The sequence below is a fragment of the Priestia sp. USM5 genome, from assembly GCF_058323215.1.
This window is the reverse complement of sequence record NZ_JBSGKN010000004.1, coordinates 91,984-107,935: the sequence shown is the minus strand read 5'-3', so window position 1 is coordinate 107,935 and position 15,952 is coordinate 91,984. Positions and strand designations below refer to the sequence as shown.

Annotated in this window: 18 protein-coding genes and 1 pseudogene; 10 read left to right on the top strand and 9 right to left on the bottom strand. The window is 33.4% G+C overall.

The features are described from left to right. Positions 1 to 129 precede the first annotated feature (129 nt). From lgt to ACWATA_RS26715, 3 genes are all read right to left on the bottom strand, one after another. Positions 130 to 963: a prolipoprotein diacylglyceryl transferase gene (gene lgt, locus ACWATA_RS26725; RefSeq protein ID WP_094913000.1), complete on the bottom strand. Its 834-nt coding sequence runs from the start codon at positions 961 to 963 to the stop codon at positions 130 to 132. Positions 964 to 1,624: 661 nt separating this feature from the next. Further along, positions 1,625 to 2,353, bottom strand: a complete 729-nt coding sequence (locus ACWATA_RS26720) for a YwmB family TATA-box binding protein (RefSeq protein ID WP_221815827.1) — start codon at positions 2,351 to 2,353, stop codon at positions 1,625 to 1,627. 277 nt (positions 2,354 to 2,630) lie between these two features. After that, on the bottom strand, positions 2,631 to 2,870 hold the full coding sequence (locus ACWATA_RS26715; RefSeq protein ID WP_473050392.1) for a hypothetical protein: 240 nt from the start codon (positions 2,868 to 2,870) through the stop codon (positions 2,631 to 2,633). Positions 2,871 to 3,422: 552 nt separating this feature from the next. Between ACWATA_RS26715 and ACWATA_RS26710 the strand changes: the two genes are divergently transcribed. Genes ACWATA_RS26710 through sbnA form a run of 3 tightly spaced genes read left to right on the top strand, consistent with a single transcriptional unit; the run spans position 3,423 to position 6,425 of the window. Then, positions 3,423 to 4,613 (top strand): MFS transporter, encoded by a 1,191-nt coding sequence (locus ACWATA_RS26710; RefSeq protein WP_221815825.1) that lies wholly within the window; start codon positions 3,423 to 3,425, stop codon positions 4,611 to 4,613. 21 nt (positions 4,614 to 4,634) lie between these two features. After that, on the top strand, positions 4,635 to 5,405 hold the full coding sequence (locus ACWATA_RS26705) for a ParB N-terminal domain-containing protein (RefSeq protein ID WP_221815824.1): 771 nt from the start codon (positions 4,635 to 4,637) through the stop codon (positions 5,403 to 5,405). A 27-nt stretch (positions 5,406 to 5,432) separates the two neighbouring features. Beyond that, a complete protein-coding gene (gene sbnA / locus ACWATA_RS26700) occupies positions 5,433 to 6,425 on the top strand; it encodes a 2,3-diaminopropionate biosynthesis protein SbnA (RefSeq protein ID WP_473050391.1) in 993 nt (330 codons plus the stop codon). A 158-nt stretch (positions 6,426 to 6,583) separates the two neighbouring features. Here the strand turns inward: sbnA and ACWATA_RS26695 are convergent. Continuing rightward, a pseudogene (locus ACWATA_RS26695) lies at positions 6,584 to 7,245 on the bottom strand (Tn3 family transposase). Between the two features lie 226 nt (positions 7,246 to 7,471). Next, complete coding sequence (locus tag ACWATA_RS26690; RefSeq protein ID WP_473050389.1) at positions 7,472 to 8,440, bottom strand: arsenic resistance protein; 969 nt, start codon at positions 8,438 to 8,440, stop codon at positions 7,472 to 7,474. 267 nt (positions 8,441 to 8,707) lie between these two features. Between ACWATA_RS26690 and merR1 the strand changes: the two genes are divergently transcribed. From merR1 to merA, 5 genes are read left to right on the top strand one after another with little or no spacing between them, the layout of a single operon-like run. Next, positions 8,708 to 9,106 (top strand): mercury resistance transcriptional regulator MerR1, encoded by a 399-nt coding sequence (merR1, locus tag ACWATA_RS26685; protein ID WP_473050388.1) that lies wholly within the window; start codon positions 8,708 to 8,710, stop codon positions 9,104 to 9,106. Between the two features lie 13 nt (positions 9,107 to 9,119). Then, the gene (locus ACWATA_RS26680; RefSeq protein WP_473050387.1) at positions 9,120 to 9,389 is read left to right on the top strand and encodes a hypothetical protein; all 270 of its coding nucleotides are present in this window, start codon (positions 9,120 to 9,122) and stop codon (positions 9,387 to 9,389) included. Next, positions 9,386 to 9,688, top strand: a complete 303-nt coding sequence (gene merT, locus ACWATA_RS26675) for a mercuric transport protein MerT (protein WP_473050386.1) — start codon at positions 9,386 to 9,388, stop codon at positions 9,686 to 9,688. The genes ACWATA_RS26680 and merT overlap by 4 nt, the downstream gene beginning before the upstream one ends. Before the next feature lie 17 nt (positions 9,689 to 9,705). Beyond that, complete coding sequence (merP, locus tag ACWATA_RS26670) at positions 9,706 to 10,044, top strand: mercury resistance system substrate-binding protein MerP (RefSeq protein WP_473050385.1); 339 nt, start codon at positions 9,706 to 9,708, stop codon at positions 10,042 to 10,044. Positions 10,045 to 10,059: 15 nt separating this feature from the next. Continuing rightward, a complete protein-coding gene (gene merA, locus ACWATA_RS26665) occupies positions 10,060 to 11,700 on the top strand; it encodes a mercury(II) reductase (RefSeq protein WP_473050384.1) in 1,641 nt (546 codons plus the stop codon). A 187-nt stretch (positions 11,701 to 11,887) separates the two neighbouring features. Here the strand turns inward: merA and ACWATA_RS26660 are convergent, their stop codons facing one another. From ACWATA_RS26660 to prsW, 3 genes are all read right to left on the bottom strand, one after another. Continuing rightward, positions 11,888 to 12,190 carry a PCYCGC motif-containing (lipo)protein gene (locus tag ACWATA_RS26660; protein ID WP_473050457.1) on the bottom strand — a complete coding sequence of 101 codons (303 nt, stop codon included), beginning with the start codon at positions 12,188 to 12,190 and terminating at the stop codon, positions 11,888 to 11,890. Positions 12,191 to 12,258: 68 nt separating this feature from the next. Continuing rightward, positions 12,259 to 12,444, bottom strand: a complete 186-nt coding sequence (locus tag ACWATA_RS26655; protein ID WP_473050383.1) for a hypothetical protein — start codon at positions 12,442 to 12,444, stop codon at positions 12,259 to 12,261. 79 nt (positions 12,445 to 12,523) lie between these two features. Beyond that, positions 12,524 to 13,201, bottom strand: a complete 678-nt coding sequence (prsW, locus tag ACWATA_RS26650; protein WP_473050382.1) for a glutamic-type intramembrane protease PrsW — start codon at positions 13,199 to 13,201, stop codon at positions 12,524 to 12,526. A gap of 576 nt (positions 13,202 to 13,777) precedes the next feature. On the opposite strand from prsW, the gene resA reads away from it, so the two are divergent. Beyond that, complete coding sequence (resA, locus tag ACWATA_RS26645; RefSeq protein WP_221815819.1) at positions 13,778 to 14,302, top strand: thiol-disulfide oxidoreductase ResA; 525 nt, start codon at positions 13,778 to 13,780, stop codon at positions 14,300 to 14,302. Positions 14,303 to 14,658: 356 nt separating this feature from the next. On the opposite strand, the gene ACWATA_RS26640 is transcribed toward resA, so the two are convergent. After that, on the bottom strand, positions 14,659 to 14,907 hold the full coding sequence (locus tag ACWATA_RS26640; RefSeq protein ID WP_473050381.1) for a hypothetical protein: 249 nt from the start codon (positions 14,905 to 14,907) through the stop codon (positions 14,659 to 14,661). An 827-nt stretch (positions 14,908 to 15,734) separates the two neighbouring features. On the opposite strand from ACWATA_RS26640, the gene ACWATA_RS26635 reads away from it, so the two are divergent. Next, positions 15,735 to 15,944, top strand: coding sequence for a hypothetical protein (locus tag ACWATA_RS26635; protein WP_473050380.1), 210 nt, complete (start codon positions 15,735 to 15,737; stop codon positions 15,942 to 15,944). Positions 15,945 to 15,952 lie beyond the last annotated feature (8 nt).

Below are 15,952 nucleotides of genomic sequence, written 5' to 3'. Positions count from 1 at the left end.
GGGAGATAATTAAGTGAGGATCTAAATGTTATTTACAACTCTCGTCTATATACAGAGAATTATTGCAATAAAAAAATGTGGGACATCGAATAAATTTACTTCGATGACACCACATTATGCTTAATTTATTTATGAGGAAGGCGAGTTTTTATTATAAGAAACATCATAATAAGGATGAATCGCTGTACCTTTTAATCTGCGAATCACGATTAGGCTTATACCTAACATAATAAGTACTAAAGAAACTACCTGTGCTATCCTTAAACTATCTGTCAACATGAGACTATCAGTTCTTAAACCCTCTATAAAGAATCGTCCTACAGAGTACCATGTAAGATAAGATAAAAACACTTCTCCTCTTTTAACATTAACTTTCCTTAAGAAAATTAAGATGACAAACCCTATTAGGTTCCATATAGATTCGTATAAGAAGGTTGGATGATAATAGGCTCCATTTATATACATTTGATTAATAATAAAGTTAGGTAAATTAAGATTTTCAAGAAACGATCTGGTCACTTCTCCGCCATGTGCTTCCTGGTTCATAAAATTTCCCCATCGTCCTATTGATTGACCAATAATCAGGCTTGGTGCTGCAATATCAGCTATGGTCCAGAAAGAAAGGTTTACTTTCTTAGCATATATAATAGTAAAAAGTGTCGCTCCTAATAGTCCCCCATGTATAGCAATTCCACCTTGCCATACTTTTATAATATCTTGTGGGTTCTTGGAGTAGTAATCCCATTCGAATGCTACATAGTATAAACGTGCAGTAATAATAGCTATAGGAACAGCCCATAAAATCAAATCTATAAAAAGTTCCTTTTTCAACCCCAAACGTTGTGATTCTCTTGTTGCTAGCCATAACCCTAACATCACACCTGTGGCAATAATAATCCCATACCAATAGACTGTAATCGGTCCTAAATCAATTGCTACTCGGCTCAATGGTTGAATCTCCATATGCTACCTCCTCTTGTTTTACAAAAGTGCTAATGCTATTTTATCAAGTGAAAGTGAAGAAACTGTGCAGACACAAAGAAAAGTTGCCGTTTTAACAGCAACCTTTTAATTAAGTATTCATTATCTGCTAATGCTAATAAGTTTAATCACTTTCTTTTCAGCATAAAGTATGTATTATCATTAAAAAGTGAATATGCTTTGTTGATTTAATGGCTAACCCAATACCTATTCATAATTTATTTTCTCATTGATTGAATGTTACCTTTTATAAAATTTACTTAAAAGAATATAATTTAATAGGATTTTACATTAGTTCAGACTTGTGAATTAAATTCCAATTTTATGAAATAAATTTTGTAAAGCGTAAATATCAGTACTTAAAGTAGTAGCATAGGAATTTGAGTTATCCATAATATTCTTTTCATTATAGGTAGTATATACAACCGTTATAATAGCCAGAAATAAAGATAATATAACTCTTTTTCTCATTAGTACTTTCTCCATTCATGTATAATTATTTCAATTTATAAAATAGGAAACTGAATTAAATTCCCATTATTATCAATCAATGATCCACTTTATAACACAAATGTGGAGAAAGCATGAAGTTCTTAAAAATATTCTTTTTTAAAATCTTTTTTTCCATAAAATTATTGTAACCCTAATACTCTTTAATGATAATAGGAGTGCCTATTGTAACCGTTAGCTTGTTATCATCTTCAGTGAATCGATTAGCAACCTGAAGGTTCATTTTATTGTTATTTTTAAGTTTTAACGAATAATTCCATTTTTTTGATAAAGCAGAATAAGAAACAAAGTTTCCTTCTGTTAATCCTTCTACTTCTTTAGCTGAAAGATCTGAAACTAATTTCTGAGATTTACTCTTTAATTTATCTTGATTAGGTTTATTCATTGGCATGTCAGCTCTTACATTGTAAAAAGTCTGTGGTTGATTAGAATTATCAAATGCTTCCGATAGTACTTTATCAGAAACTTCCTCATTCCAAACTTGACCTGTTATTTCATGAGTACGTTCTAAATCATAACCATCTTTTCCTTTTATAGCCGTGATGACTAGACGCTGTGACAAACGATACTTTGAGTCTGTTTTTAAGCCGACTAATTTAAAATGATGGTCAATTTCTTTTGTTGATTCCCACTTGTATCCTTTAAGATCTTTCTTTATTTGATTTATAAATAAATTATACTCTTTCTCATTTTTCACTTTCCCTATAGAAGATTTTTGGTAAACGTTCCATTCTCTAATTGTATATCCATTTTGTTTTGCTGCCTTTGTCATTGAATTCAATTCCTCGTTGTCTGAGCCTTGTGCAAAGTGATATGGCATATATATTGATAGAATAATAATTAATATTAAAACAGATTTCATAATAACTTCCCTCCCATATCAAAATCTTTGACATAAAAGGAGAGTTTTAATCAATTAAAAGTAAAAGTGTATCTAAAATTCCTGAGTTATATAAAACAGAGAAACTAGTCTCAGTAGAATATAAGCTTCTCCAAGAACCTTGAATATATTGAGACTATCAATATAAAAAAGTTGTGAATGGGAATCCAAATAAACTACCAATAACAATATAAAAGGGGATAGCTCTGATTCTTGAAGTCAAAATTGATAAATTATCCGGTTTTAAAAATCTATATTTCTAGTAATAGATCAAAATGGCCCATATAATCGCTATAACCCCAATACTTATATAAAAGAACGATATTTTGCTTTTTAACCTCAAGTAAGTAGCATAACTATTAAGAATGAGTGAAACGCCTAATAAAGCAAGGGCTAAAGCCTCCAATAAATGTGAATGTGTAATAAAGGAACCTATAGATGCAACAATTCCTCCTATAGCTAAAATTACATACAGGATTTTTATAATTTTATCCTGCATTATTGTCCTCCTTTTTTGCACCACGTATATTAACTATCCCCTCTTAGAAAGCTTATGTTTTCCCTTACGTTTTTTATATCTGTTCTACGATAATAAGTAGGATTGTGGAAACAGTGTTTATTTTTAGCTATTAATTGTAATAATTTCAAAAAAATATTTCTCAGAAAACAAACAGTTTAAACATCTTGTAAAAAAATGTATTTAGGTAGCTAATTCCTCCTGTTAATAATTAATATAAGAAGTCAGCTCTCTTCATCAGTTTATGGTAATTATATAGGGCTCTAATGCTTCGAATCCCACATAATGACTTGTTACTCCATTTTCTCTTTTCCCATATAATCAACTAATTCAAGATAGGTAAAATTATATCTGTAAATAAAATCAATAGGTTTATATTACTTTTTTTCTTTAAAATTCTGAAATATTTTTTACAACAATGGAAACAAATGTCACGAAACATTAACTAAATCTGCACAGAAACCACAAAAATAATCCGTAGTATCAGTACCGAAGACAGCTTAGTTACATCTCAATAATAAAGGAGGACAAGGGTTGTTGAAAAAAATCTCTTTTTCTAATTTAGGAATAGGAACATGGCTGATTATCATCATTCAGTTTATTGCTTTTTTTACCTTTTTTATGTTCGTTCCTTTTATCTCTACGTATTTTGTTAACCAACTAGGGTTTTCACTCGCTTTTGTAGGTACTGTACTGTCACTAAGAATCATAAGCCAACAGGGTTTAATGATATTCGGAGGATTTTTAGCTGATCGCTTTGGTTATAAGCAACTAGCTGTAACTGGGTTTGTTTGTCGTGGAATAGGATTTGCAGGTTTAGGTTTGACAAATCAACCTATTCTTATCATTATCGCTGCTATCTTAAGTGGCCTTGGAGGAGCTATGTTTAGTCCAGCTTTAAAAGCTGCCTTGACTATGTTTACACCACCTGAGAGGAGTAAAGAAGCTTTTTCTATGATGAACATGGTAGAAAACGGTGGGACAGTTATGGGCCCTTTAGTTGGTTTATTTTTCAAACAAGAAGATTTCTTCATAATGTGTCTTATTTCTGGTTTTCTATTCTGGTTGATTGGATTCATTGTTTTATTTCTTCCAAACCCACCAGTATTAAAAAGGCACTCTTCTTGGATTCAGGAGACCTTTGATATTATGCGCCATAAAATTTTTATCCTGTTGGTTATCAGCTTAATGCCATTTCATTTTATTTACCAACAGTTATATCTAACCTTTCCTATCATTTCTGAGAAGGTTACTGGCTCTTCAAGTTGGATTTTCTCTTTTATTACAATCAATATCATTTTGCTTCAAGTTCCTATTTTACATTGGTTTAAAAACCATAGTATGAAAACTATATTTATTTTACCTTACATATTTATTGGCTTGTCTTTATTCATTTTAGGGTATTCAGAGCAACTGTTGCCTTTAATTATAGTGCTCGTTAGTATTTCATTTGGCTCTATGTTGCTCCTCCCCTTCTTTCAGGATTATGTAGCTGAAATTGCACCTAAAGAGTCTTTAGCTGCCTATTTTGGATTTTCTAATATGGCTATGGGAATAGGTGGATCATTAGGTAACCTGTTAGGAGGTGTTTTATATGATTTACTAAAGCCTGAGTGGTTTTGGATAATTTTAAGCATGATTTGCATTCTTCCCATAATAGGAGTCACGCGACTAAAACATACAAATTCTAAAAGAATTATCAACAAGAACGTGTCCATTAAATAGACGGATGTAAGGAGTGTATAAATGAATAACGTAATAACTGATTTAAAATTAATAAACACTGATTCTTTATTTCTGCATGAGCCTACTGAACAATTACGTTTAGACAAGATCTCTATATTAATAGAGAAGGAAGGCATTATACGAAATCCATTGATGGCGACTCCCCTGGAGGACGAAAAATATTTAATTCTAGATGGAGCTCATCGGACTGCTGCTCTAAAGAAACTTGGTTGCAGACGTGTCCCCGTACAAGTTGTACAACCAGCTCAATTCCAGCTTTTTTCCTGGGATCATATTGTTCCTTTAGGAGACTGGTTGCAGCAGCTCTATAACATTCCAAATTTAAAATGGTCTTCAGAGGAGCCTGAAGGTGATTCATTGATTGCGACCAGCGTTAATGCCAATGGAACTGTTCACTATGCTTTTGCAGATTTTATTCATACTGAAGAAGAAAAATTAGATATTTGGTGCCAGCTAGTTGAATCCTACAGTCAGCAGCATTCAGTAAAACGACTCCCCCATCGGGAATGTTTATATCCAGAAGAAGACTTTATATTACTTCAATATTCAGCCTATACATTAGATGCTCTTAAGCGAAGAGTACTAAATAAAAAGACGTTTCCTTCTGGTGTTACACGTTTTTTAATAAATGGTCGCTTATTGAATCTTTCAATTCCTTTAGACATTCTTATCTCAGAAACTGCAAATAAAAAAGAATGGAATCAACTTCTAGAAAGGTTTGAAAGTAAAATTCGTCTTTATTCTGAAAGCGTCTATTTTTGTGAAGCATAATTTAATTGGACAAGGAGAGAATTGACAATGACAAATACAATTCAAACACTTAACCCTAACATAATAAGTTCTATTCAAGAATGTATTGGAAATACACCTTTATTTCAACTAAACAACTTATTTCCAGAAAAGAACGTTAACGTATATGCCAAGTTAGAAATGATGAATCTTGGTGGGAGCATGAAAGATAGACCAGCTCAATTTTTGATAAAAAGAGGGATGGAAGAAGGAAAGATAAACAGCAAAACCCACCTTATAGAGAGTTCTTCAGGAAACTTGGGAATAGCATTAGCCTTACTATCGAAATTCTATAATTTGTCTTTTACTTGTGTGGTCGATCCTAAGATCTCTAAAACGAATCTAAAGATAATTGAAGCCTTGGGAGCAAATGTAAGCATGGTAGATGAGCCTGACGAGAATGGAGGCTACCTAAAAACCCGAATAAAAAGAGTAAACGAACTTTTAGCTAATACTCCTAATGCATACTGGATTAATCAATATGCGAATGGGGATAACTGGAAATCGCATTATCATGGAGCAGGCAGTGAGATTGTGAAGCAGTTAGATGGACAGCCTTTAGATATCTTGATTGCACCTGTTAGTACTTCAGGAAGTATTATGGGGATAAGCAGGAGATTGCGTGAAGCCTATCCTAACTTGATGGTAGTGGCTGTAGATGCTGTAGGATCAATTATCTTTAATTCTCCTTCTGCACCAAGAGAATTACCTGGAATTGGATCTAGCCGCGTTCCCGAACTACTCAATATAGATGAAATTGATCAAGTTATACATGTAAATGATTATGACTCAGCCATAGCTTGCAGGGAAATTCTACAAAAAGAAGGTATTTTTTCTGGAGGGTCTTCAGGGTCCGTTGTTAGTGCCATTAAAAAGTTAATTCCTACACTTCCAGTTTCAAAAGAAACTAATGTCGTGACCATTTTTCCAGACCGTGGAGAACGCTATTTGGACTTAGTTTATGATGATCAGTGGCTAAACAAGGTAAAAGGAATGCAATAAACTTATAAAAACAGTGGATTTTATCTATCAACATGTAGAGAAAAGGTATTTTTTCTCTACGGGGTCCTACCAACAAAACGCGGAAAACATACGCTAAGCAAATTTCGACATAAAGAAAGCCGATTTTTCCTACGCTAAGGAAGCATCGGCTTTTAGTATTATTGAATAAGAGGGCGTAGTGAATGTAGACTTGCTACTTTACTTGCATCAAAGTTGTATTCACCAAGAAAATTAATGTGTTCCCATCCTAACGGAGAAACATGTTTAAGTAAATCTTCTCTCAAATTCCCCTTTTCCTTCAATAATTTTGTTGCTTCTGTAAGATAAACGGTATTCCATACGCTAATAGCATTTATTAGAATATTTAAAGCACTTGCACGTTGAGTTGGTCTTGTATTCCTCGTTCTCGTAACTCATCTCGTTTTCCAAAGAATAAGGCTCTTGCTAACCCATTCATGGCTTCCCCTTTATTTAGTCCTCGCTGAATTCGACGGCGTAGTGTTTCGTTAGATATGTAATCCAAAATAAAAATGGTCTTTTCGATTCTCCCCATTTCTCGCAAAGTAGTTGCAAGTTTATTTTGTCTCGCATATGACCCTAATTTCCCCATAATAAGTGAACCAGACACTTTTCCTTCTCGAATAGAATGAGCTACACGTAATACGTCATCAAAATTCTCTTGAATAATTTTAGTATTAATACGACCACGGAGTATATTTTCTAGTTTTGGGAATTCATTCGGCGTTTGGATGGTAAATAGCTTAGAGTCAGCTAAATCACGTAGCCTTGGTGCAAAACGAAATCCTAGTAAATGACTCAATCCAAATACTGAGTCGGCGTAGCCAGCTGTATCTGCAAATTGGTGCTATGATTGATGTTTTAAACAATGCCCTAAATTATAAATGTTTGACCTAGTCAGACTGTTTCACAAAGGTGAAACCCAATGGTATATGTAATTAGCAAAAAAGGTGATATAGGGGTAAGAGAATAAAAGTGTAAAAACCGACTTCTTTATTTTGAGTATTGGTCGACTTTTACACTTTTTTTTATTTTTTTTGGCGTAATAGCAAATTAGGTACTAACCGAATGTAAATCAGTTCACCTGCAAGTTCAACGATTGTCTGTGTTACGATAATGGCTGCTACTAAGGTACTCAAATTATCTGGTAAGGCTAAAGCAAGTGGAAGAACTACAAGAGAGTTACGTGTTGCTCCACTAAAAATAAGTGCACGACCTGAACCAATATCAAGTTTAAACCACTTTGCAATAAACCTAGAAATGATAGGCATAATAATTATAAAAGCAATATATATAGGAATGACTTTGATAATTAGGTCAATATATGTTGATAATTTGCCTATTTGAGACGATACAACAACAAAAAGAGTAAGAGCCATGAATGGAACGGGAAGCCATGCTGATATATCTATTATTTTCTCCCCAACAAGTGATTTTTTTGCGAAAATCTGTAAAGCAATAGCAAGTCCTAATGGGATAACGATGAGACCGAAAAATGCTTCAAGAAATGGAATTGGGTTGACTATTTCTGCAGCATCTCCTCCCATAAACAACCATAAATACAGAGGTAAAAGGAGCATTTGTGTAATGAAAAGAATTGGTGTAGACATAAGAATAATCTTTTCATTTCCACGGCCTAGAGCTGTAAAAACAATGACATAATCAATACAAGGAGTAAGTAAAACTAAATAGATCCCAAGCAATAACGGTGGATATTCGGGTAATAACTTTGATAGAAGCCATACCACAATAGGTACTGCTAAATAGTTAACCGTTAATAGAGCCCAGATAAAACGTCGATTAGCAAACGACTTTTTTAAAGATGTAAAAGGAATCTGTGAAAACATACTATACATTAAAATAGCGATGACAACAGAAATTGTTACATCTAATTGTCCAGAAAAATCTGGAACTATTAATCCAAATCCGGCTGCTATCACTAGTACAATGACATATAGCCAAACTTGATTATTTTCAAGCTGTTCTCTAGTAATCATTAGTAGTTATTCCCCTTTTATTTTGTATATCAATTCTATCTAACTATAAACTTTATAAAATTAGAAATCAAAGATTCCAACAAGGACCAAAAAGACGATTTTACCTTTAATTTAGTAAATTTCCTTTTCTATCCATTAAGTGTATTATCTTTGGTTTTATGTCAATATGTTGTGTTACCCCTTTAGGAATGTAGTTGATGAAAAACAACTATACCCTTGACCATGTACTATGGTACAGGGTTTATATTATATGTGAGGTGAAGTAAATTGCATTTTCGAGTCGGGGAAATCGCAGAGAATTGTAACGTTAACAAAGAGACCATTAGATATTATGAACGTTTAGGCTTAATTCCAGAGCCTAATCGTACCGAAAAAGGATACCGAATGTATTCACAACAAACGGTCGATCGATTAAATTTCATAAAGAGGATGCAGGAACTAGGCTTTACGCTAAATGAAATTGATAAGTTGCTAGGAGTCGTTGATCGCGATGAAGCAAAGTGTCGTGACATATATGATTTCACCGTTCTTAAGATAGAGGACATCCAGCGTAAAATTGAAGATCTCAAAAGAATTGAACAAATGCTGATGGATCTTAAAGAAAGATGTCCCGAAAACAAAGATATTTACGAATGTCCCATTATTGAAACACTGATGAAGAAATAAGAGGTGAAACAGGATGAAAAACACAATAAAAAGTTCAGGTTGGTTTCTTGTCTCACTAATCACATGTCCGTGCCATTTGTTTTTACTGCTTCCGTTGTTTGCGGGAACGGCACTGGGCTCATACTTCACGGAATTTAAAGATGTTATTTTCATCGTGATGGGTCTGTTATTTGTTTTCACCCTTTTCAAAGGATGGAGAAAACTTAATCCAGAAACAAAAAATGAAACAAAGAAAGATACAACAACGCATGATTGTTGCAGTATGGAGAGGTTTAAATCATGAAAGAAAAAGTGTCGCAGGTAGCCACTGTATTTTCGGCTTTTGTTATGGCTGCATGTTGCCTAGTCCCACTGATTTTTATTCCTCTTGGACTAACTGGGTTTGCAGGAGCATTAGCCTTTTACTCACTGAAATATCGGTTAATGTTCAGCATTGCTACCATCATCCTTCTTGCTTACTCCTTTTATATGGTTTATGGGAGAAAGGGAAAAAGAAAAAGTTCTGTCATTGGCTTATGGATTACGACGTTTTTTGTTTTCGGCATGTTTCTTTTTTTATTTCTAGTTGAAGGTGGACTATAAAAAATAAGGTGCTTTATATGAGAGTACAAATAATCAGAATTATGATGGTATTATCTCTTTTGCTGGTGGTTAGTGCGTGTAGCAACGAAAAAAAAGCACAAAATAATATGGATGCTAAGAAGGAAGCGAAAACTACCGTTGAAACAACTAAAACAGGGACATTCACGGTTTTGGGGATGGATTGTTGTACGCCGTCTGTTGTAGAAAGGGTTCTGAAACAGGTAGCTGGTGTTGGCAAAACAGCTATTAAAGTCAGTGGAAGTACGGGGAAAGTAACGGTTTCCTTTGATGATAAGAAAACGGATTTACAGGCAATTAAGACGGCAGTTTCGGATTTCGGGCTTGGAGTCGAGTAAAAGGAGGGATTTAACATGAAAAAATATCGAGTAAACGTTCAAGGAATGACTTGTACGGGTTGTGAAGAGCATGTAGCTGTTGCCCTTGAAAACATGGGTGCAAAAGAGATTGAAGTGGATTTTCGTCGCGGGGAAGCAGTATTTGAGCTTCTAAATGACGTAGAGATTGAAAAAGCGAAAAATGCGATTGCTGAAGCCAAATACCAGCCAGGAGAGGTAGAAGAATTACAACCGCAAGAAACGGTGCAGTTAGGCGATGGAGGCGATTATGATTACATTATCATCGGTTCTGGCGGTGCTGCTTTTTCGTCTGCCATTGAAGCTGTGAAATACGGAGCGAAAGTGGCGATCATCGAACGTGGAACGGTTGGTGGAACATGTGTGAATATTGGCTGCGTTCCTTCAAAGACATTGCTGCGGGCCGGCGAAATCAATCATCTAGCAAAAAACAATCCGTTTGTGGGATTGCACACGTCAGCTGGCGATGTAGATTTGGCACCATTGATCAAGCAGAAAAATGAACTGGTGGCAGACCTTCGAAGTTCAAAATATGTGGATTTAGTTGATGACTACGGCTTTGAATTAATAAAAGGCGAAGCGAAATTCGTGAATGAAAAAACCGTTGAAGTGAACGGCATGCAGTTATCGGCGAAACGATTCTTAATCGCGACAGGTGCTTCATCAGCTGTGCCAAACATTCCTGGATTGGATGAGGTTGATTATTTAACAAGCACAACGCTGCTTGAATTAAAGAAGGTACCAAAGCGTCTTACGGTCATTGGTTCCGGCTATATCGGGATGGAATTGGGACAACTATTCCACCATTTGGGCTCAGAAGTCACATTGATGCAAAGAAGCTCGCGTCTGTTAAAGATATACGATCCTGAAATTTCAGAAGCAATTACGCAAGCCTTAACAGAACAAGGGGTCAATTTAGTGACAGGAGCATCCTTTAAAAGAGTCGAACAAGATGGAGATATTAACAAGGTTCATGTCGAGGTTAATGGCAAGAAGCGAATCATTGAAGCAGATCAATTGCTAGTTGCCACAGGAAGAACCCCGAATACTGCAACCTTGAACTTACAGGCAGCAGGCGTTGAAGTAGGCTCTCGTGGTGAAATCGTGATCAATGACTATTCGAAAACAACGAATTCACGCATCTATGCAGCAGGAGATGTCACGCTTGGTCCTCAATTTGTGTATGTGGCAGCTTATCAAGGTGGAATTGCGGCAGGAAATGCTGTCGGGGGACTGAACAAAAAGCTGAATTTAGAAGTGGTTCCAGGGGTTACCTTTACAGCTCCAGCGATTGCAACTGTTGGTTTAACGGAGCAACAGGCAAAAGAAAAAGGCTATGAAGTTAAAACATCCGTCTTGCCGTTAGATGCCGTACCAAGAGCCCTCGTTAATCGGGAAACGACAGGTGTTTTTAAATTAGTTGCGGACGCGAACACAATGAAAGTATTAGGGGTTCATATTGTCTCAGAAAACGCAGGAGATGTGATTTATGCGGCGACATTAGCTGTTAAATTCGGTTTAACAGTAGAAGATCTTCGCGAAACCCTTGCTCCCTATTTGACAATGGCAGAAGGACTGAAGTTGGCTGCCCTTACGTTTGATAAAGATGTATCCAAATTATCTTGTTGTGCAGGATAACCATCTTTTATAATATCAAGCCGATATTCCTTAAAGGAAATCGGCTTTTTTTATCCAGAAATTGGCTTAGCGTATGTTTTCCGCGTTTTGTTGGTAGGACTCCTCTACATGCTATTTTAAATTTTAACTTTAATAATTTCTGGATATTCTTAATTGTAAGCCATAAGCCTATTTATTAAAATTGATCTTAAACTTCAGAAGCTGGAGTCGTTTTTGCATAACTATTTTTATATTTTTCATCAATTGATTGACGAATTTGTTTAATTAATTTACTAGACCTTAAATCAGACGTCGATTGAGTTGCGATTTCGAGGCCGCCCCCGCATTTTGTTCTATGGTCATCCCGTACTGCCTTTCCATCTTCTTTATTCTCATGGATAAAGCAATCATAGTTACTCTTATGAACTTCCGACTCTCCACAGCCACAATAACATGGAATGTTCTCTAATAACTCTTTATTTGGGGCAACGCTTGAATAATTGTAGTAAATTAAGTTTTATTTATTTGTAAATTGTGAGCCTTTAGAATTCCTTGAAAATCTTTTAAAGGTATAAAATTTCAAAAAAAGAATCCATCATTTTTTAAGGTAGCAATCAATACAATTACACCAAGTATCATAATCGGTGTTAAAGCCTTTAAAAGTCCTGACTTGGATAAATCCACCGATTTACAATTTTTAAACGAGTTATCCTCATTCAAATTCATTTTCATTCCTACCTCTCTTTTCCCTTTTTTGTTATCCATTTATATCTGTCTCCTTTCACTACCTATATCATTTCGATATATTTATATATGTTTCTATCGAAATCTCTTAATTAAATTCCTACTTATTATCAGTATAACTATCATTGATATTTAATTGCTGTTTTTTCACCATTTTAACTTTTCGTAAGCCAAACCACCACAAATACACCATAAATGGAACCATTATAATCATCCAGTTGCTAATATTTTTTAAAATATAATCATACGTACCATGTAAAAAAAAAGGTATTAACAATGAATATAAAATCCACTTTCTTTTGTCTTTGCCCCTTGAAAACTTTCCTTTACCTAAATAATAGCCCATAATAACTCCAAATAATGCATTGCTTGATACGGGAAGTATAGCTCTGCCGAAGGCTGTGTGAAGCCCGTTTGCTAACAAATAAAAAATGTTCTCTAGGGTTGCAAAGCCTAGTGAAATTGCTACCCCGTATACAATTCCATCATAATGTTCATCAAATTCTATATGTTTATAAACTGTAAAAAATAAAATGAACCATTTGAAAAATTCTTCTAATAAACCTGCTAACAAAAAGGTTTGTTTAAATGGAGATGTCCATATATTCTCTTCTGTCAAAGTGTGTTGAATAAACATAATTGGAAGTACTAACAAGGCACCAAAAATAAAAATTTTTAACACCAATAAAATTGGTTCCGTATCGTACTCATCTTTTAAATAAAAGTAGCTCATGAGCGCGAGACCGGGAGCAATACCGGCGGAGATAATTTCCAACATATCTGAGCCTCGTTTCTTGTGTTTATCTGATCGTACCATGTTATTGTTTGAAAACAATTAATTATTTTTGAACATATTTTGAACTTACTGAATAAATTTGTAATGTCTTGCTAAAAACACAAAATCTATCAGTGGCAATTGGTTATAGCTGATTGCATATAACATAGGGAATTATAAGGTAGCAGAGTGAAAAATACTTCATGGCCGGCAGATTAATATACAATTAATAGAATTTATTTTATTAAACTATTCCATTTTATTTTTTAAAAGTTTAATCATTATTTTCCTTTATTTATCGATTTCCATAAAATGTTTATTTCCAAGAGAGATAGTGTTATTCCTTTCTTTTATAATTTAAAAAGGGGATTTTTAGGAATGTAATTGGTGATAAAATAACTGTAGGTAATTCATCTTTTAGTAATAACATTCTTCATCTTGATAAACCTGCCTTGTAAATGATTTTGAATTTTTAAAAGGTATTATTGTGTTGTCCTACAGTAAACTTTGATTCTATCATAGTGGTTTAATCTTGATAAAAGAAGTTCGAAAGAATTATTCAAGAGGAGAGGATAAAATATGGATAAGAAAAGGCGTTTAGTTATAAGAATTGCTATTTTACTTGTACTATTTGGGGCTCTAGGATATACGTTGTATCTAAACTTTTTTATTAGTAAAGAAAAAGTAAAAGTAGGTTCAGTTGCACCTGATTTTGCTTTGATAGATTTACAGGGAAAAAGGCATCAACTTTCAGATTATAGAGGTAAGGGGGTTTTTGTGAATTTCTGGGGAACCTGGTGCAAACCTTGTGAAAAAGAAATGCCCTTTATGAATACATTGTATCCAGAGTATAAGAAAAAAGGAGTCGAGATTCTTGCTGTAGATGTTGGTGAGACAAATGTAGCAGTCAAAACTTTCGTCGAAAGATATGATTTAAAATTCCCCGTTATAATTGATAAACAAAGTGAAGTGGTAGATGCCTATGGAGTAGATCCTCTCCCTGCTACATATCTAATAGATAAAAACGGTAAAGTAAAAAAGATTTTCATAGGCGGTATGACTAAAAAAGATATTAAACAGAGTTTAGAAATTATTGTTCCATGAGTGCAATATATAATTAAAATGATTGAAGAGGAACATAGAATCTAAGCTAATTTTTTATAAAAATAAGCATAATACGAAATATTATCAACAAATGAAGTATAAGATATATACTTCATTTGTTTTTGATTTTTATGGAACAGAAGTTCATTAGAAGGGAGTTATTAAAGGGAAGATGAATTTACTAGTAATTTCTCTATTATTACTATTATGGACTGTAATTCTTTATATAGAAAAACAATTTATTTTCTTAATAATGTTATGGATAGGGTATACAATAATATTTTTTTATAAATTATAGCTAGAAAAGCAATACATATTATTAAAATTCAAATTAATTTTAATGAAAATAGATTACTTTAAAATCTATCCACGATTAATGCTACCATTTGAAATATGAACCCCCAAATCATGAGCCCTAAGCCTATTATCGTTTTCTTTTTAGTTTTTAACGGATTAGTAGAATTTTCTTTTAAATTCTTTAACTTCTCAGTATCTGTAAAAGGAAAAGCAATGTCCCATGTAATAAAACAAATACCCACAATATCAATTCCTAGACCAATTACTTGTAAACCTGTAATACTAAATAATAAATTAATCAAAGTCATACCATTTAGTTCCTCCTATAATAAAGTGTGAGAACATTTTATAAATGTTAATCGCCTACTCTAGTTGCATTCCTCTTATAGAAAAAAACTTCAGCCTATATTTATATTTTAGTTCATGTATAAAAGCCAAATAGGTTTTTAAAAGCTGATTTTGTAATAAATAACTTCTCCCACTTCCTACAATGTTTAAAAATAAATGGCTTAAATACACTGTTTTATAAGTAAAATTAATAACAAAAACAACCGTAGACAGAGATATTTCAATTTAAAAATAAATCCAGTTAAAATAACTTTTTGAAAATTATTTAAGTTTAAAAAATCACCTGAAATAAAACTCTTATAGGAAATGATAAAATAATTTCCTTAATAAATTTATGAATGCCTGTATATAGAAAATCCCTATCCTATGTATTAATAGTGAAATTATAAATTGTATCTATTCTATGCTTGGTTAAATTTTCGTCTGAAATCACTGAATGTAGGTTAGTAAGTAGTAAGATAAATAAGTATAAGATTGAAATCGGTATCATTAATGCTTTTTCTAATTCATATTATTTTTTAGTGCTTTATTAAATATCCAAATTATAAAAACATTAAAAAATTAACAATCATATATGTATGGGAACATTTATACACCTACTTAAAGTAATCATTTTTTCTCATCAATAATATCATGTTCATGGAGATATAGAGAAGTAATTACATTTAGTATATATAATTTCATATCCATCAAAGAATTTTAGCATTATCGACCAAATATAATTTTTAAAAAGTAGAATAATATCTCTCTAATCCACCATTCTAAGTAGTAGAGGATGGTGAGTTAAATGGATTTATTGAAAGAATTAACCGAAGCAAATGGTGCACCTGGTTTTGAAAAACCAATTAGGGAGATAATGAAACGCGAAATCGAAAAAACAGGTGCAAAAACTGTATCCGATCGTCTTGGAAGTATATTTGGAGAAAAATGTGGATCTGAAAACGGTCCTAAAATTCTGCTTGCAGGTCATATGGATGAAGTAGCCTTCATGGTGTAAACGCTAGA